Source organism: Streptomyces flaveus, from assembly GCF_014647675.1.
GTDB lineage: Bacteria > Actinomycetota > Actinomycetes > Streptomycetales > Streptomycetaceae > Streptomyces > Streptomyces flaveus.
The window spans coordinates 40,289-67,189 of sequence record NZ_BMPQ01000016.1; the positions used below are offsets into that span (position 1 = coordinate 40,289).

At 69.6% G+C, this 26,901-nt stretch carries 22 protein-coding genes; 12 read left to right on the top strand and 10 right to left on the bottom strand.

Annotated features, from left to right (window positions below; translation table 11 throughout):
- Positions 1-38 precede the first annotated feature (38 nt).
- Positions 39-461: an MmcQ/YjbR family DNA-binding protein gene (locus IEZ21_RS27590; protein WP_189324589.1), complete on the bottom strand. Its 423-nt coding sequence runs from the start codon at positions 459-461 to the stop codon at positions 39-41.
- 72 nt (positions 462-533) lie between these two features.
- Between IEZ21_RS27590 and IEZ21_RS27595 the strand changes: the two genes are divergently transcribed.
- Positions 534-1,724 carry a saccharopine dehydrogenase family protein gene (locus tag IEZ21_RS27595; protein ID WP_189324590.1) on the top strand — a complete coding sequence of 397 codons (1,191 nt, stop codon included), beginning with the start codon at positions 534-536 and terminating at the stop codon, positions 1,722-1,724.
- A 5-nt stretch (positions 1,725-1,729) separates the two neighbouring features.
- Here IEZ21_RS27595 and mmpA read toward each other — a convergent pair whose 3' ends face one another.
- The 4 genes from mmpA to IEZ21_RS27615 all read right to left on the bottom strand — a co-directional run bounded on the left by mmpA (position 1,730) and on the right by IEZ21_RS27615 (position 4,149).
- Positions 1,730-1,870: a morphogenic membrane protein MmpA gene (gene mmpA / locus IEZ21_RS27600; RefSeq protein ID WP_189324591.1), complete on the bottom strand. Its 141-nt coding sequence runs from the start codon at positions 1,868-1,870 to the stop codon at positions 1,730-1,732.
- Positions 1,871-1,932: 62 nt separating this feature from the next.
- Positions 1,933-2,628: an endonuclease V gene (locus IEZ21_RS27605; protein WP_189324592.1), complete on the bottom strand. Its 696-nt coding sequence runs from the start codon at positions 2,626-2,628 to the stop codon at positions 1,933-1,935.
- Between the two features lie 62 nt (positions 2,629-2,690).
- A complete protein-coding gene (locus IEZ21_RS27610) occupies positions 2,691-3,011 on the bottom strand; it encodes a plasmid stabilization protein (RefSeq protein WP_189324593.1) in 321 nt (106 codons plus the stop codon).
- Between the two features lie 76 nt (positions 3,012-3,087).
- The gene (locus IEZ21_RS27615) at positions 3,088-4,149 is read right to left on the bottom strand and encodes a WD40/YVTN/BNR-like repeat-containing protein (RefSeq protein ID WP_189324594.1); all 1,062 of its coding nucleotides are present in this window, start codon (positions 4,147-4,149) and stop codon (positions 3,088-3,090) included.
- A 239-nt stretch (positions 4,150-4,388) separates the two neighbouring features.
- On the opposite strand from IEZ21_RS27615, the gene ssgD reads away from it, so the two are divergent.
- The 5 genes from ssgD (at position 4,389) to IEZ21_RS27640 (ending at position 11,196) form a co-directional block, all read left to right on the top strand.
- A complete protein-coding gene (gene ssgD, locus IEZ21_RS27620) occupies positions 4,389-4,799 on the top strand; it encodes a spore wall synthesis regulator SsgD (RefSeq protein WP_033327144.1) in 411 nt (136 codons plus the stop codon).
- Positions 4,800-5,171: 372 nt separating this feature from the next.
- A complete protein-coding gene (locus tag IEZ21_RS27625; RefSeq protein WP_189324595.1) occupies positions 5,172-6,803 on the top strand; it encodes an ABC-F family ATP-binding cassette domain-containing protein in 1,632 nt (543 codons plus the stop codon).
- 10 nt (positions 6,804-6,813) lie between these two features.
- Positions 6,814-9,111, top strand: a complete 2,298-nt coding sequence (locus IEZ21_RS27630) for an ATP-binding cassette domain-containing protein (protein ID WP_189324596.1) — start codon at positions 6,814-6,816, stop codon at positions 9,109-9,111.
- 121 nt (positions 9,112-9,232) lie between these two features.
- Positions 9,233-10,009 carry a dimethylargininase gene (ddaH, locus tag IEZ21_RS27635; RefSeq protein ID WP_189324597.1) on the top strand — a complete coding sequence of 259 codons (777 nt, stop codon included), beginning with the start codon at positions 9,233-9,235 and terminating at the stop codon, positions 10,007-10,009.
- Between the two features lie 206 nt (positions 10,010-10,215).
- Positions 10,216-11,196, top strand: a complete 981-nt coding sequence (locus tag IEZ21_RS27640) for an acyl-ACP desaturase (RefSeq protein WP_189324598.1) — start codon at positions 10,216-10,218, stop codon at positions 11,194-11,196.
- A 46-nt stretch (positions 11,197-11,242) separates the two neighbouring features.
- Here IEZ21_RS27640 and IEZ21_RS27645 read toward each other — a convergent pair whose 3' ends face one another.
- The gene (locus IEZ21_RS27645) at positions 11,243-14,617 is read right to left on the bottom strand and encodes a hypothetical protein (RefSeq protein ID WP_189324599.1); all 3,375 of its coding nucleotides are present in this window, start codon (positions 14,615-14,617) and stop codon (positions 11,243-11,245) included.
- Positions 14,618-14,679: 62 nt separating this feature from the next.
- Positions 14,680-14,928, bottom strand: coding sequence for a WhiB family transcriptional regulator (locus IEZ21_RS27650; protein WP_189324600.1), 249 nt, complete (start codon positions 14,926-14,928; stop codon positions 14,680-14,682).
- 469 nt (positions 14,929-15,397) lie between these two features.
- Here IEZ21_RS27650 and IEZ21_RS27655 point away from each other — a divergent pair, with 469 nt between their 5' ends.
- Entirely contained in the window at positions 15,398-16,624 is a 1,227-nt protein-coding gene (locus tag IEZ21_RS27655) for a glycoside hydrolase family 64 protein (protein WP_189324601.1), read from the top strand.
- Positions 16,625-16,738: 114 nt separating this feature from the next.
- Here IEZ21_RS27655 and IEZ21_RS27660 read toward each other — a convergent pair whose 3' ends face one another.
- The gene (locus IEZ21_RS27660) at positions 16,739-17,782 is read right to left on the bottom strand and encodes a LacI family DNA-binding transcriptional regulator (protein WP_246568192.1); all 1,044 of its coding nucleotides are present in this window, start codon (positions 17,780-17,782) and stop codon (positions 16,739-16,741) included.
- Between the two features lie 122 nt (positions 17,783-17,904).
- Here IEZ21_RS27660 and IEZ21_RS27665 point away from each other — a divergent pair, with 122 nt between their 5' ends.
- Positions 17,905-18,378 (top strand): HIT family protein, encoded by a 474-nt coding sequence (locus tag IEZ21_RS27665; protein WP_189324602.1) that lies wholly within the window; start codon positions 17,905-17,907, stop codon positions 18,376-18,378.
- 20 nt (positions 18,379-18,398) lie between these two features.
- Here IEZ21_RS27665 and IEZ21_RS27670 read toward each other — a convergent pair whose 3' ends face one another.
- Entirely contained in the window at positions 18,399-19,451 is a 1,053-nt protein-coding gene (locus IEZ21_RS27670) for a PP2C family protein-serine/threonine phosphatase (protein WP_308429651.1), read from the bottom strand.
- Positions 19,452-19,792: 341 nt separating this feature from the next.
- Here IEZ21_RS27670 and IEZ21_RS27675 point away from each other — a divergent pair, with 341 nt between their 5' ends.
- Together IEZ21_RS27675 and IEZ21_RS27680 are read left to right on the top strand one after the other, a co-directional pair.
- On the top strand, positions 19,793-20,167 hold the full coding sequence (locus IEZ21_RS27675; RefSeq protein WP_189324604.1) for a VOC family protein: 375 nt from the start codon (positions 19,793-19,795) through the stop codon (positions 20,165-20,167).
- 80 nt (positions 20,168-20,247) lie between these two features.
- Positions 20,248-20,790 carry a GNAT family N-acetyltransferase gene (locus tag IEZ21_RS27680; RefSeq protein WP_189324605.1) on the top strand — a complete coding sequence of 181 codons (543 nt, stop codon included), beginning with the start codon at positions 20,248-20,250 and terminating at the stop codon, positions 20,788-20,790.
- Between the two features lie 99 nt (positions 20,791-20,889).
- Here the strand turns inward: IEZ21_RS27680 and IEZ21_RS27685 are convergent, their stop codons facing one another.
- The gene (locus IEZ21_RS27685) at positions 20,890-21,861 is read right to left on the bottom strand and encodes a multicopper oxidase domain-containing protein (RefSeq protein ID WP_189324606.1); all 972 of its coding nucleotides are present in this window, start codon (positions 21,859-21,861) and stop codon (positions 20,890-20,892) included.
- Positions 21,862-22,047: 186 nt separating this feature from the next.
- Here IEZ21_RS27685 and IEZ21_RS27690 point away from each other — a divergent pair, with 186 nt between their 5' ends.
- Positions 22,048-24,564: a ThuA domain-containing protein gene (locus tag IEZ21_RS27690; RefSeq protein ID WP_189324607.1), complete on the top strand. Its 2,517-nt coding sequence runs from the start codon at positions 22,048-22,050 to the stop codon at positions 24,562-24,564.
- 35 nt (positions 24,565-24,599) lie between these two features.
- Positions 24,600-26,804 carry an OmpL47-type beta-barrel domain-containing protein gene (locus tag IEZ21_RS27695; RefSeq protein WP_189324719.1) on the top strand — a complete coding sequence of 735 codons (2,205 nt, stop codon included), beginning with the start codon at positions 24,600-24,602 and terminating at the stop codon, positions 26,802-26,804.
- The last annotated feature ends 97 nt before the right edge of the window (positions 26,805-26,901 follow it).

The window sequence follows — 26,901 nt, forward strand, 5'->3', positions numbered from 1 at the left end:
CTCAACGCCCGGCGCCGACAAGGGAATCGCCAAGGGAATCAGCGCGCCTCGAGCTCCGCTATGAACTTCTTCGGAGCGATCGTGCGGTAACTCTCCTCGATCCAGTCGCACAGCAGCTCAGCGGCCGGGGAGCCCTCCTCATCCAGCGGGATGCTCACCCAGCCCGCCTTCCCGAGCCCGTACCCGGCGGGCTCCGCGCCCGGCGAGGTCATCGCGTGGGCGTGCGCCGCCTCGTCCTTGAGCTTCACCGTCATGCCCATGGGATAGCTGCCGTCGGTCACACCGAGGAAGACGAACACCTTCTTGTTGACCTTCGCGACGGTCTCGCCCCAGGGGAACTCCTCGGTCGCACCCGGCAGTCCGAGGGCGAACTCGCGCACTTTCTCCCATTTCTTCAGGGCGTTCTCGGTCACGGCCACGGCTGCCTCCGGTTCTTGGTGCGGCTCCTCGCACGGGGCCATGGTTCGGCTCCTCGCACTTCACGCTAACCTCAGCCACCGACAACGGCGCGGGGTGCAGGGCAGAGAGGTGCCATGAGCAGGCAGAACGGGACGGAGCGGGCGTATGACGTCGTGCTCTTCGGGGCCACGGGTTTCGTCGGAAGGCTCACCGCGGAGTACCTCGCCGCGCATGCGCCCGAGGGGCTGCGTTGGGCGATCGCGGCACGCGACACCGCGAAGCTGGAGCGGCTGCGCGAGCGGCTGGCCTCGATCGACCCGGACTGCGCTCAGCTGCCCCTGCTCCGGGCGGACGTCGCAGATCCGGCCTCCCTGCGCGAACTCGCGGCCCACGCGCGCGTGGTGGCCACGACCGTCGGGCCGTACCTGAAGTACGGCGAGGAGCTGCTCGCCGCCTGCGCGGACACCGGCACCGACTATGTCGACCTCTGTGGAGAGCCCGAGTTCGTGGACCTCATGTATGTGCGGCACGACGCACGCGCGCGTGAGACCGGCGCGCGGCTGGTGCACGCGTGCGGCTTCGACTCCATTCCGCACGACCTGGGCGCGTACTTCACGGTCCGTCAGCTTCCCGAAGGGGTGCCGCTGACCGTTGACGGATTCGTGCGCGCCGACGGGATGTTCTCGGGCGGTACGTTCGGCTCGGCCCTGAACCAGTTCTCGCGCGGGCCACAGATGGCTGCCGCGGCGCGGGACCGAGGGCGGCACGAGCCACGGCCGACGGGCCGACGGGCGTACGCACCGCTGAGCGCGCCCCGGTACGCCAAGGAGGTGGGGGCGTGGGCGGTGCCGCTGCCCACGATCGACGCACAGATCGTGCAGCGCTCGGCCCGGGCCCTGGAGCGGTACGGGCCCGACTTCCGCTACCGGCACTACGCGGCGGCCAAGCGGCTGCCGTTCGCGGTGGGCGGGGTGGCCGCGGCCGGTGCGGCCTTCGCGGCGGCGCAGCTGCCGCCGACCCGGCGCTGGCTGTCGGACCGGCTCAAGCCCGGGGAGGGGCCGAGCGAGGAGAAGCGGGCGAGGAGCTGGTTCTCGGTGCGGTTCGTGGGCGAGGGCGGCGGGCGCCGCGTCTTCACGGAGGTCGCGGGCGGCGATCCCGGTTACGGCGAGACCGCCAAGATGCTCGCCGAGTCCGCCCTGTGCCTGGCCTTCGACGAACTGCCCCCGACATCGGGCCAGGTCACCACCGCGGTGGCGATGGGCGACAGGCTCATCGAGCGCCTGCGGGAGGCGGGGATCAGCTTCCGGGTCGCGGCTTCCCGCTAGCTGACCTACCAGCCCATGACCGTGTAGATCATCCCTACTATCCAGCCGACCCCGGCGAGGACCGCGAGGATCAGACCCGCCATCAGGACGCGCTCGACGGGCTGGCTGGGGGTGGCGGTGGGCTTCGTGGCGCGGTGTGTCGTCATGCGGGCCAGCCTGCCGAGCACGACGGGGCCCTGGCATCCGTACAAGTACTCAGAACAAGTACTCAGACGACGTACTCAGTCGCCTTCAGAGCCTTGCGGCACAGCGCGTCCGCGCGACGGGTCGTCTCCGGGAGGCGGAAGCGCGGCGCGAGTCGCAGAGTGTGGGCGCAGGCGTTGTCCAGGCTCACCCGGTGGCCGACCGAGACGAAGACCGGCTTGACGTCCTGCTGGGTGCGCAGCGCACGGCCGACCTCCTCCTCGCCCGCGAGCAGCGGGGACGAGGATCCGCGCGGGGCGTCCGGCTCCTCGTACGCGAAGGTGAACGGGTTCTTGGCGACGCCGATCGTCGGCAGACCCGTGAGGACGCCGAGATGGGCGGCCAGTCCGAAGCGGCGGGGGTGGGCGAGACCGTAGCCGTCGCAGACGACGAGGCCCGGCTCGCAGGGCAGGGCGTCGAGGGCGGCCAGGACGGCCGGGAGCTCGCGGAAGGCGAGCAGCCCGGGGACGTAGGGGAAGGGCACCCGCCCCACGGCCGTGGACTCGGCCACGACGTCGAGAGTCGCCGCGTCCAGGACGACGGCCGCGGCCACGACGACGTCACGCTCGTCGTCGTACGCCACGTCCACCCCCGTAACCCGGCCGGTCCCCGGCGGCGGCCCCGGCTCGTCGAGTACGACGCGACCGCGCAACTCGTCCTGCACGGCGCGGGCTTGCGCTTCGGTGGCGGGCCAGCCCGCCGGGATGCGTACGGTCGTCATGGTGGGATCGAGCGTACGCGGCCAGGCGACAAGGACGGACGGCGTTCAGACGAGCACGGCGTTCAGCGGCCGAGGGCCCGGGACAGCTCCTCCTTGTTCATCTTGGAACGGCCCTCGATGTTGCGGCTCTTCGCCTCCTCGTAGAGCTGGTCGTACGTGGCCCCTTCGCGGGACTCACGGCCGCCGCGACGGCCGGTCGAGGTGTCCTGGGCCGACGTACGGCTCGTGCTCGTGCTCTTCGACTCGCCGCGCTGAGCGCGTTCCTTGTCGGTGGTCCGGGCGGCGATCTCCTCTGCGCGCCGCTCGCTCGCGCCGCGTTCGCGCTCGCTTTCCCTGATGTGTTCCTGCTGGCGTTCCCGCTTGGAACTCGAGCCACGTGCCATGGCCGGACTCCTTGCTGCTAGAAGACTGCTGGAAGCCGCCCCTGTCCAAGCCAAACACGGCCCGCGCCCGCTCGCATCAGCGCTCGAGGCGGGCCACCCGGCCCTTCTCGCCGGACGCCCAGCAGCCCAGGTCAGGGGTGCAGTCGACGGTGTCGTACGAGCCCGTGTCGAGGGTGCGCCAGGTCCGGCCGCCGTCCGTGGTGAGGTCGGTTCCGGTGGGGCCGACGGCGAGGGCGGCCGAGCGGCTGTGCGGGAGCCAGGTGACGCCGGAGCGGTAGGCGGGCGGCGGGCGGTCGGCGGGCGTCCATGTGCGGCCGGCGTCGCCGCTGACGGCGGCGGCCCGCGGTGACGCCTGGTCCGCGCGGTAGTCGCCGCCGACCGCGATGCCGTGCGTACGGTCGCGGAAGGCGAGGGCGAAGACTCCGCGCGCCGGGTCGCCCGCGGGAATCGGGGTGTCAGCGGCCCTCCAGGTCAGTCCGCGGTCGGAGGAGTGCAGCACGCGCGCGCGTGCGGCCCCGCCCGTGGCCAGCCACACATCGCGCGGCCCCGAACTGACCAGACACTGCCCACTGGCCGCGAAGCCCGCCTCGCCCTCCTGCGCCGCGGGCATCCCGTTGCTGGGCAGCACCTTCCAGGAGCGTCCGCCGTCGCTGGTCGACAGGATCCGGAACTTGCCGTCCACGGGGTCACTCATCGCCAGTCCGTGGCGCCGGTCGAAGAAGGTGACACAGTCGTAGAAGGCCTTCGCGTCGATGTTGCGGAAGGACTCGGTCCAGGTCTCGCCGCCGTCGTCGGTGCGGAAGATCCGGGAGGCCTCGCCCTCGCCGATGGCCAGCACCACGGCACGTCGGCTGTCGAACGCCTCGATGTCGCGGAACTCCAACTCGGCGGCGCCGGGCGGCGATACGTTCCGCCAGCTCGCGCCGCCGTCGGAGGTGCGCAGCACGGTGCCCTGCGATCCGGCCAGCCAGGCGGTGTTCCGGCTGACGGCGGAGAGCCCGCGGAAGCGTACGTCGGTGCCGCTGTCCTTGAGTTCCCAGTGCGGAGCCTGCCGGTCCGGTTCTTCTGCCTGTGCGGGCGCCGTGAGTACGGCGGCGAGCGCGGCCCCGCACACCCCCGCTGCCAGCAGTCGCCTCATGAATATCTTCGGTCGCGTCTTCCCCAAGCCCCTCATGGCGGGCGAAGCTAGCCCACTACCCCGGTGGCGTCCAGATGCCCCAAATGACAACAGTGGCCACTTCGGTGATTGAAGGCGGTGACACAGGTCACTCGAACTTAATGCGTCTTCGTGAGCACGGAATGGCTGATTCTGGCGTCTCTTCAAGTGACCGGCGTCATCCGTGCACCGTTCGTCAAGCCGTCACAAGGGAGCAGGCGTTGTCCACTGTCATCGAGCAGCCTGTCGAGGCCCGCCTCGTCGCCGCCGCGCCGCGGATGCCGAGCATTCCCGCGGCGCTCCACTACGACCCTCGTGAGCCGTTCGCCGTCCGTATGACCTTCCCGGCCCCGGCCACCCTCGAAGGCGTGGACGTGTGCTGGACCTTCGCCCGCGAGCTGCTCGTCTCGGGTCTGGAGGAGCCGGTGGGTGACGGCGACGTACGGGTCCGGCCGTACGGATACGACCGCCTCGTCCTGGAGTTCCACGCTCCCGAGGGCACCGCTGTGATCCACGTCCGCGCGGGCGAAGTGCGGCGCTTCCTTCAGAGCACGGCGGAGCTGGTGCCCGTCGGCCTGGAGCACCAGGACCTGGACCACGCCCTCGCCGAACTGCTGCGGGACGCCGGCTGATCCCTCGTCCCCCTCGTCCCCGCGTCCAGCAGCTCCCGCGCGACGCGGGGACGAGCGTGTGCACGGCTCGGCTCCGTTAATTCGTTGACATGAACCGAGCCCCCTCCTACGGTGTACAACGGTTCTGTTGCCGTTGATTGGAGAAGGACGTTGCTCGTCTGAGGTCCTGAGACACCGCGCCACACCTGTCTGCGTGTGTGCGCCGCGTGCGACCTCGGCATACGAGCCGTCCTCCGGAGCGGGATCTTCCCCCGGACCTCCAGGACTCCTGCCCGTCTTTTCGGCCGTCGTCGCCGCCCCGGTGCCCTGCCCGGTGCCTGCCGGTGTCTCGATACGCGTTGCCCTGACCGCATCAAGCAACCGCGAGGCCCCATGTCTACCTCCCCCACCGCCATCACCTGCACCTCCCTCCGCTTCGCCTGGCCGGACGGCAGCACCGTCTTCGACGATCTGCAGGTGGCCTTCGGACCCGGAAGAACCGGGCTCGTCGGCGTCAACGGATCAGGAAAATCAACCCTGTTGAAGCTGATCGCCGGGCAGCTCACCCCGACCGACGGCACCGTCCGGGTGGCGGGCGAGGTCGGTTATCTGCCGCAGAACGTCACCCTCGACACCGCGCTGCGCGTCGACGAGGCGCTCGACATCGCCGCCAAGCGCGCCGCGCTGCACGCCATCGAGGCGGGCGACGTCGCCGAGCACCACTTCGACGTCGTCGGCGACGACTGGGACGTAGAGGAACGCGCCCTCGCGACACTCGGCGAACTCGGCCTCGACCACATCGAGTTGGACCGCACGATCGGCGAGGTCTCGGGCGGCGAGTCCGTCCTGCTGCGCCTGGCCGCGCTGCTCCTGCGCCGACCCGACGTACTCCTGCTGGACGAGCCCACCAACAACCTCGACCTGTACGCGCGTCGGCGCCTGTATGCCGCGGTCGATGCCTGGTCCGGAGTGATGGTCGTGGTCAGCCACGACCGTGAACTCCTCGAACTGGTCGACCAGATCGCGGATCTTCACTCCGGCGAAGTCACTTGGTACGGCGGCAACTTCTCCGCGTACGAGGAGGCGCTCGCCACCGAGCAGGAGGCGGCCGAGCGCATGGTGCGTGTCGCCGAGGCCGACATGAAGAAGCAGAAGCGCGAACTGGTCGACGCCCAGGTCAAGTTGGCGCGTCGCAAGAGGTACGCACAGAAGATGTACGACACCAAGCGCGAACCCCGGGCCGTGATGAAACTGAAGAGCCGCTCGGCTCAGGTGTCCGCCGGCAAGCACCGCATCATGCACGAGGACAAGCTCGCCGAGGCCAAGGACCGCCTCGACGAGGCGGTCGACGCCGTACGGGACGAAGACGAGATCCGCGTAGAGCTCCCGTACACGGCCGTGCCGCCCGGCCGCACCGTACTCACGCTCCTGGACCTGGAGTTGAGGTACGGCGCCCGCGTGGCCGGCGGCTTCGACCTCCGCGGCCCCGAGCGGATCGCGCTGATCGGACGCAACGGCGCGGGCAAGACGACGCTGCTGCGGACGATCGCCGGGGAGCTGGAACCGGTCTCCGGGGAGGTACAAACCCACGTACCCCTGCGCTTTCTTCCTCAGCGCCTCGACGTACTGGACGACGACCTGACCGTCGCCGAGAACGTGGCGAGCTTCGCGCCGAGCGCCACCAACAACCGGATCCGGGCCCGCCTCGCCCGCTTCCTGTTCAAGGGCGCCCGCGCCGACCAGCGCGCCGCGACGCTCTCCGGCGGCGAACGCTTCCGGGCGACGCTGGCCGCCCTGATCCTGGCCGAGCCCGCACCCCAGCTCCTGATGCTCGACGAGCCGACGAACAACCTCGACATGGCGAGCGTGCGGCAGCTGACCTCGGCCCTGGAGTCGTACGAGGGCGCGCTGATCGTGGCGAGCCACGACGTGCCGTTCCTGGAGTCGATCGGGATCACACGCTGGCTGCTGCTGGAAGGAGAACTCAAGGAAATCACGCCAGAAGCTGTCGGGTATCCCGGCTAGCTTCGCCGGTATGAGCCAACTGACCACCGGTACTCATCATCAGTTCATCCAGGTCAAAGGAGCCCGGGAGAACAACCTCCGCGACGTCACCCTCCGTATCCCGAAAGGCCGGCTGACCGTCTTCACCGGCGTTTCGGGATCGGGGAAGTCGTCCGTCGTCTTCGACACGATCGCGGTCGAGTCGCAGCGCCAGCTGAACGAGACCTTCACCTGGTTCATCCGCAACCGGCTGCCGAAGTACGAGCGGCCGCACGCCGAGGCCATCGACGATCTCTCACCGGCGATCGTCGTCGACCAGCGGCCGGTCGGCGGTCACTCCCGGTCCACCGTGGGCACGATGACGGACGTCTACTCGGTGATCCGCGTGCTGTTCTCGCGGTACGGCACACCGAGCGCGGGTCCGGCGACCGCGTACTCGTTCAACGATCCGTCGGGCATGTGCCCCGAGTGCGACGGTCTCGGGCGCACGGTCCGGCCCGACTGGGACCGCATCCTGGACCCGGACCGGTCGCTGGCGGACGGCGCGATCCGCTTCCCGCCGTTCGCCGCGGGGACCTGGCAGGGGCAGGCGTACACGAACACCACCGAGCTGGACCCGCACAAGCCGGTACGCCGATTCACCGCCACCGAGCGGGAGTTCCTGCTGCGTGGGCGTCCCGGCAGCAAAGTCACCATCAGCGGTTCCGGCGGCACCTGGAGCACCGACTACGAAGGACTCGCCGACCGTTTCGAGCGGCTGTACCTCAAGCGGGACCTGTCGGCGCTCAGCCAGAAGACCCGCGATCAGGTGCAGGGCTTCCTGACGGAGGACACCTGCCCGGTGTGCCACGGGGCACGGCTGAACGCGGCGGCACTCGCCACCCGCGTCGGCGGACTGTCCATCGCCGACTGCACCCGGATGCAGGTCAGCGACCTGATCGCGGTACTGAAGAACATCGACGAATCCGACGACCCCGTCGCCGGGCCGATCGCGGGCGCGGCCGTGGCCTCGCTGGAGCGGATCGAGGCGATCGGGCTCGGCTACCTCAGCCTCGACCGGGAGACCGCCACGCTCTCCGGCGGAGAGGGCCAGCGCCTGAAGACGGTGCGGCATCTCGGATCGAGCCTGACCGGGATGACGTACATCTTCGACGAACCGAGCGTCGGGCTGCACCCGCGCGATGTGGGCCGCCTGGGCGACCTGCTGCTGCGGCTGCGCGACAAGGGGAACACCGTGCTCGTCGTCGAGCACGATCCGGACGTCATCGCCCTCGCCGACCATGTCGTCGACCTGGGGCCCGGCGCGGGGGCCGACGGCGGGCGCGTGGTGTTCGAGGGAACGCCGGACGAGCTGGCCGCGGCCGACACCCTCACAGGCCGCTGCCTGCGTCGCCGCACCCAGCTCAAGGAGCGCCCCCGGCAGGCCACCGGCGGGCTGTGGGTGAAGGGCGCGGACCTGCACAACCTGCGGGACGTCACGGTGGAGTTCCCCACCGGTGTACTGACCGTGGTGACCGGTGTCGCGGGCTCCGGCAAGAGCACGCTCGTCTCCCAGGCGTTCACGGCCGCCCACCCGGACGCGGTCGTCGTCGACCAGTCGTCCATCGGCATCTCGGCGCGGTCCACCCCGGCGACGTACGTCGGCATCATGGACACCGTACGGAGGATCTTCGCACGCGAGACGGGAACCGAGCCAGGGCTGTTCAGCTTCAACTCCGAAGGTGCGTGCGGGACTTGTCAGGGGCGCGGGATCAGCTACACGGATCTCGCGTTCATGGACCCGGTGACCACGACCTGCCCCGACTGTGAAGGACGGCGCTTCAAGGAGGAGGTGCTGCGGCTGACCGTGGGCGGCAACTCCATCGTCGACGTACTGGAGATGACGGCTGACCAGGCGCTGGAGTTCTTCACGGACACGGGCGTACGCCGCCGTCTGCGCGCCCTGCGGGACGTGGGGCTCACGTATCTGACGCTGGGCCAGCCTCTGTCCACGCTCTCCGGTGGGGAGCGGCAGCGGATCAAACTGGCGACCCGGTTGCATCAAACGGGAGCGGTGTACGTCCTCGACGAGCCGACGACCGGGCTGCACATGTCGGACGTCGACGGACTGCTCGCCCTCCTCGACCGGCTGGTCGACACCGGCAACACCGTCCTGGTGGTCGAACACAACCTGGACGTCGTGGCGCACGCCGACTGGGTCATCGACCTCGGGCCCGACGGCGGCAAGGACGGCGGCCAGGTGATCTTCGAAGGACCGCCGCGCCGGCTGTTCGACGCGGAGGAGTCGTTCACGGCCGAACATCTGCGGCGGGTGGTCGGCATGGGCTGAGACGCAGGAATACGCGGGCCCGGGCGCCCAAGCGCTGACCATGGGGGCTGTCGCCGGGCGGGGCACGGGCTGCATGATGTGCGGATACACCTCTGCGAACCCCTTCGATTCGGAGACCCGCGTGCCCAGCCAGAAGGCCCTCATCCGCCGACCCAGCCCCCGACTGGCCGAAGGACTGGTCACGCACATCGAGCGGGAACCGGTCGACGCCGAGCTCGCGATGCGGCAGTGGGAGGCGTACGTCGAGGCGCTGGACGCGCACGGCTGGGAGACCATCGAGGTGGAGCCCGAGGACGACTGTCCCGACTCGGTGTTCGTGGAGGACACGGTGGTCGTCTTCCGCAATGTGGCGCTCATCGCCCGCCCGGGCGCCGAGTCACGGCGTGAGGAGACCGCCGGGGTCGAGGAGGCCGTGGCCCGGCTCGGCTGCTCGGTGAACTGGGTGTGGGAGCCGGGCACACTCGAGGGCGGCGACGTCCTGAAGATCGGCGACACCGTGTACGTGGGGCGCGGCGGGCGCACCAACGCGGCGGGCATCCAGCAGCTGCGGGCCACCTTCGAACCGCTCGGCGCCCGCGTGGTCGCCGTACCGGTGAGCAAGGTGCTGCATCTGAAGTCGGCGGTCACCGCGCTGCCGGACGGCACGGTTGTCGGGCACGGGCCGCTGGTGGACACGCCTTCGCTGTTCCCGCGCTTCCTGTCGGTGCCGGAGGAGTCCGGTTCGCATGTCGTGCTCCTGGGCGGCGGGAAGCTGCTGATGGCGGCGAGCGCGCCCAAGACCGCCGAGTTGTTCGCCGATCTCGGCCACGAACCGGTCCTCGTGGACATCAGCGAGTTCGAGAAGCTCGAGGGCTGTGTGACGTGCCTCTCGGTCCGGCTGCGGGAGCTCTATGCCTGACCGGCCGGCCGGGGCGCCCACCCCGCCGGGGACCTGCGAGTCCGTGTGAGGCAGGCTTGCAGTCGAAGATCCCGCTGTTCAGGGGCTATTCACCCATGTGACGGTCCCTTATAGCGCACTTAACCTACGGTGTCGTAACCTACGGTTTCGTAGCCTACGATGCCGTAGGTTCGTGCCCTTTGCTCGTACGTCCCCCTGGAGCACCCATGACGATCACTTCCCCTCACCTCGGCAGCCCGTCCTCCGCCTGGACCGACGCACGTCTGCTGTACGCGCTGGAGGAAGTTGTCGAGCAGGAGCTCAACCGGCATCTGAAGGTCGCCAAGGACTGGATGCCGCACGAGTACGTGCCGTTCAGCGACGGCCGCAACTTCCCGGGCATCTTCGAGGACGGCGAAGCCTGGGAGAAGGAGCAGTCCAAGGTCACCGAGCTCGGCCGGATCGCGCTGGTGGTGAACCTGCTCACCGAGGACAACCTCCCCAGCTACCACCACGAGATCGCCAGCCTCTTCGGCCGTGACGGCGCCTGGGGCACCTGGGTGCACCGCTGGACGGCCGAGGAGGGCCGGCACGGCATCGTGATGCGGGACTACCTGCTCACCTCGCGCGCGGTGGACCCGGACCAGCTGGAGCAGTTCCGCATGGCCCACATGAGCGAGGGCTTCGAGTCGGACAACCGCCACTCGATGCTGCACTCGGTGGCCTACGTCGCCTTCCAGGAGCTGGCGACCCGCGTCTCGCACCGCAACACCGGCCACCAGTCGGGTGACCCGGTCTGCGACCGCATGCTGGCGCGCATCGCGACCGACGAGAACCTCCACATGGTCTTCTACCGCAACCTGCTGAAGGCGGCCTTCGACCTCGCGCCCGACCTGACGATGCAGGCGGTGCGCGACGTGATCGTGAACTTCCGCATGCCCGGTCACGGCATGCCCGGCTTCGAGCGAGCCGCCGCGCAGATGGCGATCGGCGAGGTCTACAACATGCGCATCCACCACGACGACGTCATCCAGCCCGTGCTGCGCTTCCTGAAGGTCCTGGAGATCGACGGTCTCGGCCCGGAGGGCCTCAAGGCGCAGGAGGAAATCGGCCTGTACATGGGCGGCCTGGACGCGGAGGCGTCCAAGTTCGACGAGAAGCTGGCGGCCCGTAAGGCCAGGATGGCGGCGCGCGCCGCCCAGGCGTAAGCAGCCCGTACGAGCCCCGCAGGCGCCCGGCCCAACCGCCGGGCGCCTATTCGTGTGCCGTGACCACCGCCAGTGCCGCGTCCCGTACGTCGGGCAACGCGTGGCGGCGTAGCAGTCTGAGGTGTTCGCGCCAGGGTGCCGGCCAGGCCGTGCGGGCGCCGAGGGCGCCGGTGAGGGCCACGGCGAGCAGACCCTGGGCGTGGCCGCCATGGGCGGTCAGGCGGCGGGCCACGTGCAGCAGGGCCTCGGGGTCGCCCTCGTGCACCGGGCGGCGCAGCCGCTTGCCGACTTCTTGTGCCATGCGAGCCGCGAGCGCCGGACGGCCCTCGGTGAGGGCGGCGAGACGGTCCAGCCGCTCCAGATCCGCGTCCAGGTCCAGATGGAACGCGGCGATTTCGACGGCCTGCGGAACGAAGTCCTCGTATCCCGCGAGGAGTTCACTCGCGGCGAGAGCGGCGGGGCGGATGAGCCGCGGGGCGGTTCTGCCATGAAGACTGAGGCGCAGGACGAGGTTCTCGATACGGCGGCGGGCGGGGCGGTCGCGACGTTCCCCGGCGTCGTGCAGGGTCTCCACGGTCGCGGGCGCACCCTCCGCCTCCGCCAGCGCCCGCAACGCCCGGAGCAGGCCCTCGCCGCCCCGCTCCGATCCCTCCGCGGCCGTCACGAGGCCGTTCGCGGCAGCGCGCCAGGAGACGCGCTCCGCCAGGTCCGAGGCGGCGTCGGCCAGCACCGTCGGCGCGTCCGGCGACCACGGCGCCCAGCGGGCCAGCGCGCCGAAGGCCATGGACGCCGTCTTCGGGTCGTCGGTGTCGCAGACGTCGCGCACCAGTCGGGCGTACCGCTCGCGATGGGACTCGGAGAGGTCCAGCGGCGAGACACGCAGAACGGCCGCACGCAGGACGGGTTCCGCGCCCGCGGCATCGCCGAGCAGCTCCCGCACGGCCTCCTCGGCGAGCAGGGGGACCGCGGAGGCGACGCAGGCGGCGCGTACGTGGCGATGGGTGCCCTCTCGTGCGTACGCCTCGGTGAGCAGCTGCGCCGCCTGCGGCACCGGGAGGCGTACGGCGGCCAGGCGGGCGGCCTCCTTACGGCTGGTCACCTTGACGTCCGGTCCGAGCAGCATGACGCGGAGCTGCTCGGCGAGGAGGGACGGCGCCGCGTACCGGGATGCCTGCGTGGCCGCGTACACCGCCACGCGCGCGTGCTCGCCGCCCGCGTGCGCGAGCAGTTCGGGCAGCGCTTCGGCAGGACGGTCGGTACGGGCGAGGGCGGCCAGGGCCGCCTCGGCGAGGACGACGTCCTCGGAGGCGGTCCAGCGTCGTACGAGATCGGCGCCGATGCCCGGCACGAGCGCGCTCTGCTCGATCGCCTCGGCTCGCAACCCCTGCCAGAGCCCGTCGTCCTCGGCGAGGGCCGCCAACTGCCGGGCCACCGCCTGCTGTTGACGCGGCACCCAGCGCCGGATGTTCCGGTCCACCCATACGGACCAAGGCTTGCCCTTGGTCAGGAAGCGGCCGTACGGCGGGGTGTCGGCCAACAGCGGGTCGAGCAGGTCCGTACGGCACCGGGTGACGATCGCCTGAACCGGTTCCAGCTCACCGGCGGACGGTTCCAGCGCGAGGATCCGGGCCACGCGCTCGCTCCGGGTCGCGGGCGGCTCCAGCCACAGGCGGACCGCCAGAGGTGCGGTCGTGTCAGCGCCGTAACGGATCGCCTGCCACAGGAATTCCTGCAGCTCGTGCATGCCGGCGGCGCGCCGGCCCACCGCTCGGGTGAGGGCGAAGACAAGGCTGTAGTCAGACTTCTCGGCACCCGCCTCGATCCAGGGACGCAGCGCTTCGTACACCTGATGTTCCTGGCCGCGCCGCAGTGTCTGGTCGAGGCGGCCGAGATCGACGGCGCCGGTGTTGCCGGAGATCCGCACCAGGGTGCGCAGTGCCCAGTTCACCAACTCCCGTCGCCCGCTTGCCGCGTGCTCGCGCAGCACACCGACGGCGAGCCGGCTCAGGTGGTACCGGGTGTCGGACGAGGAGTCGGGAGCCTGGACGGCGTCGACGGCGATACGGTCGAGGTGCGGTTCCGAGTCCTCGGTGAACAGGGCGGGCCGGACCCGGGCGAGCGCTCCGAGCGCCGCCTCGCGCACCGGGTCCTGCTCGTTGCACAGCCGCCCCATCTCCTCCAGTACGGCGGTGACGGCTTCGGGGTCGCCGGAGCGGTCCGCGTTGCGGATCAGGAACGGCCAGGCCTGGACGCGATCCTCGGCGGCCGGAAGCCGGGTGGCCTCGACGAGCCGTTCGCGGACTTCGGCGACGGGCAGGAAGGAGTCGAAGCCCAGCACCTGGATCTCCCGGCTGCCGCCTTCGCGCAGCGTCGCGGCCATCCGGCGGGCCTCGTCGACGGCATGGCTGCGGGGCAGCGCTTCGAGAAGGCTCTCGGAGAAGGGCCGGGTGCCCCGGCCCTCGTACACCTCGGTGTAGAAGGCGTACCGCTGAGCGGGCGGCAGCGCCCTGAGGAGCGGGGGAAGGCTGCCGTTCGGGACCAACGTCCTGCCGTACGCGATGAGTTCGGGTGCCCCGGAGCGGGCCAGGCGGCGCCGTACGGTGGCGCTCATCGAGTGAATGTCGAGGACGCCGGACCAGGCGGGTGTGAGGAGCAGACGCACCACGCGCCGTGGGTCGGCGGTGGCGAACGCGGGTACGTGGGCGCGGAGTTGGTGGGGCAGGGTCGCGGGGCCGAGGCGTTCCAGGAGGTCGAGCACGCGCAGGGGCTGGGCGGGCGTTACAGCGGCCACGGCGTCCGCGTAACGGTCCCACCAGGCGCCGCGCATCGCCTCGGGCAGGCTGGTCAACTCCCGTTCCGTCACGTCGAGTAGGGCAGAGGGGTGCCGTTTGGCGAGCTGCCGCCAGCCGGTGACCGCGTGGAACAGTTCGGGCAGCAGCCGGGCGGCCGTGTCCGCCGAACAGCCGGGCAGCAGCCGGGCCGCCTCGGCGTCGCCCCAGTCACGTCGCAGCCCGTCGATCAGCCGGTCGGCGAGCGCGGTGCGCCGCCCGGCCACGATCGCGCGCAGCAGCCCGCGACGGATGGCCTCGGGCGCGTCCGCGAGCGCCGACTCGTAGACGGAGTCGGCAACTTGAAGGCTGTCGGCGACGCGCAGTGCGTGTCCCCGGACGTACGGATCGGGGTCGGCGACGCGTGCGGCGATCCACTCGGCGTCACGGGCGACGGAGGCCGCGACGACGGCGATCCCGCGCTCGTAGGGGCCGCGGGCTTCGAGTGCCTCCAGCACGGGCCGCAGCGAGTGGCGCAAGTCCCGTACGCGCGCGGCGAGTTCGCGCATACGCTGCGGATACGGAAGCGGGTCGAGGACGTTCAGCAAGCTCTCGGTCTCGTCATCGGCCTCGTACTGCGGGGTGCTGGGCATGCGCTGGATTCTGCATGCCCATGGCCGTCACGTGGACTGAATTTCGAGAAACGAAGCTCCGACTACTGCTGGTGCGTCCGCCGGAGACTGAGCCGTTCCTTCTCGGACAGGCCGCCCCAGACGCCGAACCGTTCGTCGTTGGCGAGCGCGTACTGGAGGCAGGCGGACCGCATCTCGCACAGCCCACAGATGCGCTTCGCCTCACGCACCGAGCTCCCCGGTTCGGGAAAGAAGAAGTCGGCCCCGGTCTGCGCGCACAACGCCTGTTCCTGCCAGGAGAGGTCGGGTGCGGCGATGCTTTCGATGTGCATGGCTCCGAGGGTGCCGAGCGGCGAAAAACGTTCGCTCAACGTGGGCTTAATGCCTCCGGCGGTTGGGCGGTTTTTGGGTGCGGGTTGAGTGTGGCTGGTCGCGCAGTTCCCCGCGCCCCTGGGTGGGTGGGGGTGCGGGGCCGTGGGCCGGTGCGTCAGCCCGTCGCAGGGCGGGCATACGACCCTGGCCTGGTACAGGGTGCGGGTTCTCCGAGACCGGACCTAAGCGACGGGCATACGACGCACCGGCCCACGCCCCCTCCCGCCGGAGAGAAGCTGCGGGTCGTTGGGGGTACGGGCTTGCCCGGGGCGTGGTCAACTTTTGAACGGATGAAGATTTTGGGAGCGCTCTCAGTCGTAACCCTTGACGCCTCAACTCCCCCTGGGGACATTGGTGCAGACCGCAGGAGCTGGGCCGATCCCCACACATCGGCTCGCTCGGCACCCCCCACGCCCCAGGAGACCTTCCGTGATCTCACGTAGAACGTTCCTGACCTCGGCCGCCGCTATCGGGACCGCCGCCAGCTACCCCACTTGGGGAAGCGCTCTCAGCCCTGCCGCCAAGGCCGCCCCCGCCACCTGCGAACTCGCCCTGCAGAACGTCTCGTTGCCGGGCACGGTGCGCGCGTACGTCACCGGGCACGAGCAGCCCACCGGCAACTGGGTGCTGCTGCGGGCCGACGGCGGCGTCTACCGGCCCGAGTCGCCCTCGGCGCCCCAGACCCCGCTGCCCGTCGACTGCGCCATCCCGCTCGGTGCCGCCGGTTCCGCGCCGAAGGTGCTGACGCTGCCTCAGATGTACGGCGCCCGCGTCTACTTCGTACGTGACAACACGCTCGACTTCTTCCTCAACCCGGGACCCGGGCTGGTGGAACCGGCCTTCGCCACACCCACCGACGCGAACTACGGCAAGACGTGGTCGTTCTGCGAGTTCACGTTCAACCCTCAGCAGTTGTTCGCCAACATCAGTTACGTCGACCTGGTGACCGCCCTGCCGATCGGCCTGACCCTGGAGGGCGACGCCACGCACACCGTCGCCCCGCTGCCCGACGGCGCCGTCGACAAGATCGCCTCCGGCCTCGCGGCGCAGGCGGCGAAGGACGGACAGCCCTGGGACAAGCTCGTCATCCGGAACGACGGCGGTGACGTGCTCCGGGTGATCTCCCCGCAGAACCTGATGGCGCCCTACTTCGACCGCCCTGCCGAGATGCCGTTCCGCGACGTCTGGAACAGCTACATCGACCAGGTCTGGGAGAAGTACCGTACGACCGACCTCAAGATCGATCTCCAGGGCGGGCGGGGCGTGTTCACCGGCCGGGTCAGCGGCGACACCCTCACCTTCAACGGCGGCCACACCTTCGCCAAGCCCACGTCGAAGGACATCTTCACCTGCAACCACGGCCCGTTCACCAACAACCCGAGCGACCCCGACGACAAGAAGGGCCTCCTCGCCCGCCTCGCCGCCGGCTTCAATCGCTCCATCATGCTCACGCACGCCAGCCAGCCGAACGGCGCAACGGCGGCCGATTACTACAAGGGCGAGATCACGAACCATTGGTCGCGTGTGGTGCACGCCAACTCCCCCATCGGTTACGCCTTTCCGTACGACGACGTACGCCCGGACGGCGAACCGGACGTGTCGGGGGCGGCGCATGACGGCAACCCGCGAAGGTTCACGGTGACGGTGGGTTCTTAGCCCTGGTAGGCAGCGGTCAGGGGCGCCCCCTTAGGGGCGCGGGGAACTGCGCGACCAGCCACAACCGGCCCGCAGCCGCCCAACTACCCTGCCGGGCAGACGCTTTCGCGGAACCTACGCGGAGGCGCGCCGCACCAAAGTTGTCGGCAGGACAACGCTGGAGGGCGCCTCCAAGCCACCCTGCGAACCCGCGGCAGCGGCAAGCCCCCGCAACAGCAGCCGAGCCATCAACCGACCCATCTCCTCGATATCCTGACGGACCGTCGTAAGAGATGGGTCGGTCTGCTCCGCGACCGGCAACATGTCGTCGAACCCGATCAGCGCGACATCCTCGGGCACCCGAAGCCCCCGCTCCCGCAAAACCCGCAGGGCCCCCGAAGCCATCAAGTCATTCGCGGCGAACACGGCGTCCAAGTCCGGGCAGGCATCGAGGAGTTCCCGCATCGCACGCTCGCCGCCCGCCGGGGTGAAGTCGCCCTCCGCGATCAGCCGGGGGTCGGCGTCCACCATGACGTCACGGAACCCGTCGAGCCGGTCGACCGCCGAAGTCTGGTCGAGGGCGCCGGTGATGTGGGCGATGCGCGTACGGCCGAGCGCGACAAGATGGCGTACGGCCTCGCGTGCGCCGCCCCGGTTGTCGCTGTCGACGTAGACCGCGCTGCGCGTCCCGTCGCCCCAGCCGGGCCGCCCGCCGAACACGGTCGGTACCCCGGCGCCGTGGATCAGTTCGGGCAGCGGGTCGTCGAGGTGCAGGGAGAAGACGAGCGCGCCGTCGACATGGCCGCCGGCCAGATAGCGGCCCACCCGCGCATGGTCGTCGCGGCCCTCGGTGAGGAGCAGTACGAGCTGGGAGTCATGAGCGGTCAACTCCTTGCTGATACCCCGGAGTTGGAGCGCGAAGAAGGGGTCGGCGAAGACCCTGGTCTCGGGTTCGGCGATCACCACGGCGACCGCGTCGTGCCGCCGGGTGACGAGGCTGCGCGCGGCCTGGTTCGGGACGTAACCGAGTTCTTCGACGGCTCGCCTGACCCGCTCGACGAGGGGCTCTCGGACCCCGTCACCACCGTTGACGACACGCGACACGGTGGCCCGGGAGACCCCCGCCCGTGCCGCCACCGCCTCCAGCGTGGGGCGCGACACGGTCGACGACTCGGACACCTCGGAACTCCTCAGGGCAGCGGTTCCGAGTCAGGATAACTCCTGGTCGCCGCATCGCTGAGAGCGCTCCCTGATACTTCCGGATCCACATCGAGCGGCCCCGTTGGGGGCAGGGTCCGATCATGACTGATGACTGGCGGAACGACCGGATCGGCAGCGCGCTTCGGGGCGGGAATCCCACGGTGCTCCGGAGGATGGAAGCCGGGTTCGCGGTGATCGGGGACGTTCAGTTCCTCCCGGGATACTCGGTGCTCCTCGCGGAGGATCCTGCGGTGCAGCGGCTGTCGGAGCTGCCCCGGGGCAAACGGCTGGCGTTCCTGGCCGACATGGACAGGCTGGGTGATGCTGTCGAACGCGTCTGCAAGCGGCTGGACCCGGCCTTTCGCCGCGTCAACCTGGAGATTCTGGGGAACACCGACCCGTTCCTGCACGCGCATGTGTGGCCGCGGTTCGACTGGGAGCCGGCCGATCTCGTGCGGAGGCCCGTGTGGCTGTATCCGCGAGAGTGGTGGAGCGACGAGCGGTATGCGCTTGGTCCTCAGCACGACGCCCTGCGCGAGGTGATCGGTGAGGAACTGGACGGACTGGTGTCCTGACGCATCCCGCTCGCCGACCGTCAATCCTCTACGTCGAGCCGTTCGACGAGGAGCATCGCCGCATCGTCCGCCAGGTAGCCCCCGGTGTGGCGGATCAGCCCCTGGTGCAGTTGCTCCAGGAACTCCGGCGTGCTGCACGTATGCGCCGCTTCCATGGCCTCGGGCAGGGCGAAGAAACCGTCGTCGGGGCTGCGCGCTTCGATCACGCCGTCGGTGTGCAGCAGCAGACGGTCACCGGGCGTGAACGGGTAGCTCTCCGCCTTGGCGGGATGAGCGGTGATGAATTCCTCCAGCCCCAGGGGCGGCAGCGGCGAGGCGGGCATCAAGGCCTCGACCTTGCCCCGGCGCAGCAACAGCGGCGGCGGATGGCCGCGGTTGATCACCTGGACCGCGAAGCTGTCGGACACCTCGACCACGACCGCGGTGACGAAATCCTCGGCCTCGTGTTCCGCAGCGGTCGGATCGATCGCACTCGGCACGGCGCACTCCCGTTCCAGTGCGGCCGCGCAGTGGTTCACCACCTCCACCAGTTCGTCCTCGTAGTGCACGGCCTCGCGAAACGCACCCAGTACGACCGCGGCCAGGCGCACGGCAGGCAGACCCTTGCCACGGACGTCACCCACGATCATCCGGACCCCGTACCGGGTCTGCGACACCGCGTACAGATCGCCGCCGATCTGCGCTCCCGCCTCTGCCGCGAGGTACAGGCTGGCCATCCGCACCGGCCCCAGCCGGGCCGGCACCCGTCTCAGCAGGACTCGTTGTGCGGCCTCGGCGATCCGGCGAACCTGGTCCAGTTCGCCCTGCCTGTGCGCGCGTACGGCGCTACTCATCGTGATGCTGGCCACTGACACCACGATGAGGGACAGGAGGTTGCTGTAGACCTGGCCACCCCAGCTCTGGTGGAGGGTGGCCGTGATCACGGTGACGGAGAAAGCTCCCAGCACTGCCGCAAGGGTGCCTTTCGGGCCCATCGTCAGCGCCGCCAGTGCCGGTATCGCGGCGAGGATGGGACCGGTGATCACCTCGTGTGCGGGCGAGAGTTCGATGCCCAGCGCGAACAGTATGATCACGAACGGCAGACACTGCCCGAGTCGGAAGAGGACCCGGCTGTGACCGCCCGCTCCTGATGGGCTGGATGCGCGGAAAAGTGACCGCATGGCCACCAGCCTGACTCACTGGAGTCGAGTGTTCCACTCAACGCCCGGCTGTCCTTGATGCTCATGGTTCCCCGTGGGGCGACACCTTCGCGGCCGCCGCCATGCCGGATGGCGGATCCTGCCGCCGCCTCCCCTTTCGGTGAAGCCCGGAGTCGGTCCGGCGTACCGCCGCGCATGCCGACCGCCGCGGCGGGTACGACGCCTCCCGTACGGGAGGCGTCGCGGAAGCGGCCGAAGAGTGAGAGGTGTCGGAAGTGATTCGAAAGCTGCAGGCGGTCGCGCTGGACTGCGCTGATCCGGTTCGGCTCGCGGAGTTCTACGCGGAGTTGCTCGGCGGGCGGGTGGTCGCGGATCCGGAGGATTCCGACTGGGTCGAGGTGCACGGGTTCGAGGGGACGCCGCTGGCCTGCCAGCGGGTGGACGGCTACCGAGCGCCCGAATGGCCCGGCCAGGAGCGCCCGCAGCAGCTCCATCTGGACTTCGACGTGGACGACCTCGAGGGGGAGGAGAAGCGGGCGCTCGCCCTCGGCGCGACCGTGCTGGAGCGGACGGATCAGCTCCGCCCGGAGGCCAACTGGCGGATTTACGCGGACCCGGCCGGCCATCCGTTCTGTCTCTGCCTCCACTGAGTCCACCGGGCCCATCGCAGTCACTGAGGCGATCTTTTATTGGTTTGCCGCTGTCCGGCCCGGTCGGATAGGAAGCTTGCATGCTAAAGGGCAGCAAGGTCGGGCTCAGGGCCCGGCACGAGGACGACATCCCGATCCTGCAGGCCGAGCTCCACGACGACGTGGTCAACGCCTCGCGGGCCGCAGGCGGGCCATGGCGGCCGATCACATCCGGCTCGAAGGAGTCGTCGTTCATGGTGGACGACGAGGAGCAGGGGCGCGTCCCGTTCTCCGTGGTGGAGTTGGACGGCGGCACGCTGGTCGGCGCCGCGACGCTGTGGGGCATCGACAACCACAACCGGTCCGCGCACATCGGCCTCGGGCTGCTGCCGTCCTCCCGCGGCAAGGGCTACGGCACCGACGTGGTCGCGGTGCTGTGCCACTACGGTTTCGTCGTGCGCGGCCTGCAGCGGCTGCAGATCGAGACACTGTCGGACAACGCCGCGATGCTGCGCTCCGCCGAGCGCAACGGCTTCGTCCGCGAGGGCGTGCTGCGCTCCTCGGCCTGGGTGATGGGTGAGTTCCTGGACGAGGTGCTGCTCGGGCTCCTCGTCCAGGACTGGAAGCCGGACTCGAAGGGCTAGGGCGCCTGACGCTCGTACGACCGCTAGAGCCCTGCCACCCTGCGAAAGGAACCGGCAGGGCTCTCGCGTAGACGTAGACAGGCACCGCCGGCGGCGCGCTCAGTGCTCGTGCGGCTCATGTGGCTCATGCGGCTCGTACCCCGGGATGGTCCCGTCCGCCTTCTTCACCAGGAACAGCCCCACCATCCCCATGTCCGAGTGGCTCTGGACATGGCAGTGGTACATCCACGCCCCCGCCCCGACGCCCTCCCCCGCGATCACCTGGAACCCGAACGAGTCGGCAGGCCCGGTGATCTTGTTGTCCAGCACCTGACTCGGGTCGTCGGGGCCGGTCAGCATCCCCGTGCGGTTGTCGGCCCAGCGGTGACCGTGCATGTGGAAGGTGTGGTAGTACTCGCCGTGCGTGATCACCACGAACTCGACGCGATCGCCCACCGTCGCCTCGAAGTTGGGGCCGCTGTGCGCCGGCTTGTTGTTGATCAGCATGTCGTTGAAGACGATCGTGTGGGTCGCGTCCGGGAGGATGTCGCCCTTGCGACGGACGATCACCGGACCGTACAGCCCTTTGCGAATGCCGCCCGTGCCGTGTTCCGTGCCGACGACATGGTCGTGGTAGTGCCAGTAACCCGCGCTGCCCGCACGCCACGTGCCGTCCTTGCGGCGGCCGGGTGCGTGGGTGCGCCAGGTGTACGTACGCGTCCCGCCCGGCTCGACATCGCTCTTGTTCTGCTTGGTGCCGTCGCTGGTGATCTCGTAGTCGAGGCCGTGGACGTGCAGGCTGACCGGCACGTCCATGGCGTTCTCGAACTCGATGTGGATGGTGTCGCCCTCGTTGAGTTCGATGAGCGGGCCGGGGATCGACGCCTTGCCCTTCTCGTGGCCGTAGCCCATCTGGCCGTCGGCGAGTTTCTCGGCGTACAGCTTGATGCGCTTGACCTCGCCGCCGGCCGGGGCGGTTTTCACCGGCTCCGCGGCATCTGCGGCGCCGAGGGACTCGGGAGCCAGAGACAACGATGTCGCGACGGCCGCACCGCCCAGCAGTACGCGCCTGTTGAAGCCGCGTCTGTCCATGCCGAACTCCCCACCCTGGTACGGAATTTACGGAGATGAACCGCTGAGACGGTAGCGGCACCGCATTCGTTTTTCCACACTCAGGACAAAGTTCGTGCCATTCCGGTCGTACCTATTGGCGGGACGGGCAAAGAGGTCTAGCTTCCTTGGCGCTGTTGCTGTGACCGACGAGGAGTGGATGACCCCATGCGGTTCGTGTCGCATCAAAGATCCCTGTCCTTAGGCGAGTTGACCACGAAGAGACGGGTGAAGAGGCGGGCCTGGGCGGCCGTCCTGACTGCCGGGTTCGTCACCGCGGGGCTGCTCTCGGGCGGTCCTGCGAGTGCGCGCCAGGCCCCCGAACCGCCGCTGACAACGATGTCGATCAAGTCACCGCCAGGCAGTGCGAACGTACGGGTGCTGCTCTTCCACGGCTCCGCGGCGGGCGGGGACGAGTCGCCCGTCGTCAACGCCGGGATCGAGGCGATCGAGGAGATCGGGCTGACCGGCCCGGCGAACCAGCGCTTCAAGGTGACGGCCACGGACGACGCCTCCGTGTTCACCAATGAGACGAAGCTCGGCCGGTTCAACGCGGTCGTCTTCCTGACCGGCGGCGGCGACGTCCTCGACGCGGAGCAGGAGGCGGGCCTGGAGGCGTACATGGAGGCGGGCGGCGGCTTCCTCGGCGTCCATGACGCGGCCCGCGCCGAACCGTACTCGGACTGGTTCACGGGACTCGTCGGTGCTCGCCCGGCCGCGTCGAGCCCAACTGCCGTACAGCGGGCGACCGTTGAGGTGGGCGACCGGCAGCACCCGGCCACCAAGGACCTCCCGCTTCAGTGGAAGCGCCCCGACGCCTGGCTGAACTGGGTCAAGAACCCCTCCGGCGACGTGCACACCGTGGCGCGGGTGCGCGAGTCGACGTACCAGCCGGGCGACAGCAAGAACGGCGCCGACCACCCGGTGTCCTGGTGCCGCGACTACGACGGCGGACGCTCCTTCTACACGGGCATGGGCGGCACGGTCGCCTCGTACGACGAAACGGACTTCCGTGCGCATCTGCGCGGAGCGCTGCTGTGGACGACGCGGCTCGTGCGGGCCGACTGCAAAGCGGCGATCAACGCCAACTACAAGGCGGAGCGGCTGACCCAGCCCAACCAGCCGGGCCAGAACGACCAGATCGGCGAGCCGCACGGCCTGGTCACCGCCCCCGACGGACGCGTGATCTATATCGGGCGCGGTGGTGCGGACGCCTCGGCGCCCGTCGTCACTGACTGGAACAACCCCGACATCGGCAAGGGCAAGGGCGAGATCCATGTCTACGACCCGAAGACCAAGAAGGTCACCCTGGCCGGCGCGCTCACCGTGTTCGGCAACAAGGGCGGCGGCGGTGAGCTGATCAAGGTCGAGGAGGGGCTGCTCGGCATCGAGTTGGACCCGGCGTTCCAGCAGAACGGCTGGGTGTATCTGCACTACACGCCGCACGCGCAGATCAACCGCGACACGCGGATGGCCGAGCGGCGTGTCTCCCGCTTCACGCTCGATCTCGCCACGAACAAGCTGGACCTGAGCAGTGAGAAGGTCCTGCTGAAGTGGCCGGTGCAGATCCACAGCTGCTGCCACGCGGGCGGCGGCATGGCGTGGGACTCCAAGGGCAACCTCTACATCGCCACGGGCGACAACAACTCCAGTGGCTTCAGCGACGGTTACTCAGGCAACAACCCGCAGCCCAACTACAAGGGCGTCTCCTTCGCGGACGCGCGCCGGACGTCGGGCAACACCAACAACCTCAACGGCAAGATCCTGCGCATCCACCCGGAGCCGGACGGCACCTACACCCTGCCCCAGGGCAACCTCTTCACCGGCAAGGAGACCGACGAGGGCGGCGGCAAGACGCGCGGCGAGATCTATGTGATGGGCGTCAGGAACCCCGCGCGCATCTCCGTCGACAAGAAGACGGACACGCTGTACGCGGGCTGGGTCGGCCCGGACGCGTCAAACCCGTCGACGACCTGGGGCCCGGCGAAGTACGACACGTTCGCCGCGATCACCAAGCCGGGCAACCACGGCTGGCCGTACTGCATGGGCAACAAGCAGCCCTACCGCGACCGCAATCTGCCGGACCCGACGAAGCCGCTGGGCTGGTACGACTGCGACGCCCCGAAGAACGAGTCGCCGAACAACGACGGTCTCGTCAACCTGCCGCCGGTCACCGGAAACACCATCTGGTACTCGCCCCAGGGCGGCGGCCCCGACTTCCCGCGCGACGCGAACGGCGTCCCGTCGTACAAGACGGAGGAGCAGACGTTCCTGCTGCCATGGCTGAAGGGCGGCGGTCAGGCGGCGATGAACGGACCCGTCTACCGCTATGACGCGGCATCCGCGGGTGCGGGGGCGTGGCCGTCGTACTGGGACGGCAAGTGGTTCGTCGGTGACTTCTATGACGCCGACCAGCCGCGTCACGCGGTCCTGCTCGACCCCAAGACGGCGGGCCAGGGCGGGATTCCGGTGCATGCCGAGTCGCTGAAGAAGATCATCCCCGTGGGCAATGACGGCATCAAGAACCTCATGGGCTGGAAGTTCGGCCCCGACGGCACGTTGTACGCCCTCGACTACGGCCGCGGCTTCTTCACCTCGGACGCCAAGTCGGCGCTGTGGCAGGTCACTTACCAGGGCGGCGCTCCGACGCCGGCCGCCGATCAACTGGCCAGGGAGGCACAGTGACGGGCGTACGCATACGAAGGCGAAGAACCGCACGCCTGTGGACGGCGCTTCTGGCGTCGCTGCTGATGGTGCTGGGGCTGACGTCCACGTCGGCTTCGGGGCAGACCGATGGAGCCGGCGCCCCGTCGGCAGCCGCCGACGCCGCCGCGCAAACGCTCACGTGGACGGCCGGCAACGACATCGACAAGTACCTGTCGGCGCCCGCCACCGCGGTCGCGGGCCCGACGACGATCGTCTTCGAGAACAGTGTGGCGACCGGCAACACCACAGGTATGCCGCACACGTTGACGTTCGACGTCTCCGACCCGGAGTACAACAACGACGTCCCGCTCAACATCCTGGCCAACCCGAACGACGACCAGGGCGGCAAGTACACGGCCGAGGTGACCCTGACGCCCGGCCGGTACCGCTACTACTGCACCATCCCGGGCCACGGTCAGATGCAGGGCATTCTCGTGGTCACCGAGGGCACCGGCGAGGACACGACCGCGCCCGAGACCTCGGCGGACGTGAGCGGTACGCAGAACGCGGACGGGGCGTACGTGGGTTCGGCGACGGTGACGCTGAGCGCGACCGACGAGGGCTCGGGCGTGGAGCGGATCGAGTACGCGATCGGTGACGCGGGCGCCTGGCAGCCTTACACCACGCCCCTGGTGATCGACCAGGTGGGCGGCCACAAGGTTCGCTACAGAGCGGTCGACAAGGCCGGGAACGTCGCCGCCGAGAAGGCGGAGGAGTTCACGGTGGCGTCGCCGTCGACGGACGACACGACGGCTCCGGAGACGTCGGCTTCGGTGACCGGTGAGCAGAATCCGGAGGGTGCGTACCTCTCCATGGCGACCGTCACCGTGACGGCCTCCGACACGGGTTCCGGCGTCAACACCATCGAGTACGCGCTCGGTGACTCCGGTGCCTGGCAGCCGTACACGGCTCCGGTGATGGTCCACGAGGTGGGCACGCACAAGGTGCGCTACCGGGCCACGGACAAGGCGGGCAACGTCGCCGCGGAGAAGTCCGTCTCGTTCACGGTGGTCGCGCCGCCCGCCGAGGACAAGACTCCGCCGGTGACCGGCGTGAGTGTCGAGGGCACGAAGAACTCCTCCGGGGCCTACATCAACAGCGCCAAGGTGACGGTGACCGCGACGGACGAGCACCATGGTTCCGGGGTCGCCGCCATCGAGTACTCGCTGGACGGTGGGCCGTATCTCGCGTACACCGCACCCGTCGTGGTCGATCGCGCGGGCGCGCACAGGGTCGCGTACCGGGCGAGCGACAAGGCGGGCAACACCTCCGACGCGCGGACCGTGAGCTTCACGATCGCCTCGGGTGGCGGGGTGCCGGCGCCCGCCTGCGCCGAGTACGACGAGCGGCTGACGGTCATCGTCGGCACGGTCGACACGGGTGTGCCGAACCGGGTCACCAACAGCCGGTGTCGCATCAACGAGTTGATCGAGGACGAGAAGGAGTGGACGTCCCACGCGCTGTTCCTGAAGCACGTGAAGACCGTCCTCGACGCGCTCCTCAAGGAAGGGGTCATCGTCCAGCGCGAGTACAAGCTGATCAACAAGGCCGCCAAGGAGTCGGGCATCGGCAAGCCGGGCCAGACCGAGGGCTACCGCACGATCTTCGACGGCTCCGAGGAGTCGTTCGCGCAGTGGCAGCAGGTCGGCGGCGGCCAGTTCGCGGTGAACGCGGACGGTTCGATGACCAGCAGCACCACGGTGGCGGGCATGGGCATGCTGTGGTTCCCGGAGCGCAAGTACGGCGACTTCTCGCTGAAGTTGCAGTGGCGTGATGACGCGCCGGGCACCGGGAACGCCAACGCGGGTGTGTTCGCCCGCTTCCCGTGGGTCCACGACCATCCGGAGGAGTCGCGTCCGGAGTGGGTCGCCATCAAGTACGGGCATGAGCTGCAGATCAACGACCGCCCGGACGGCGACATGTACAAGTCGGGCTCGGTCTACGGCTTCGACCGCGTGGGCCTGGCCGGTGCGGGCGTCACCCAGAAGGGCACCTGGAACGACTACGAGATCCGCGTGGTCGACCAGCACTACTCGGTGTACCGCAACGGCGTGCTGATCAACGAGTTCGACAACATCGGCGGCCAGGACTTCACCCCGCCCCGCTCGGACGACCCGGGCACGGACGGGCGGCGGTTCGCCTCCGGCTACATCGGGCTCCAGGTGCACGGCACGACGGATGTGATCTCGTACCGGGACATCCGGATCAAGGAGTTGTAGGTTCCGCGGGCGGCGCCTCCGGTGGAGGCGCCGCCCTCTTCGCCCGGCTCGGCTGTACCCGCTTCGGCTCGCCCGGCCGCCACCAACTCCACCGCTT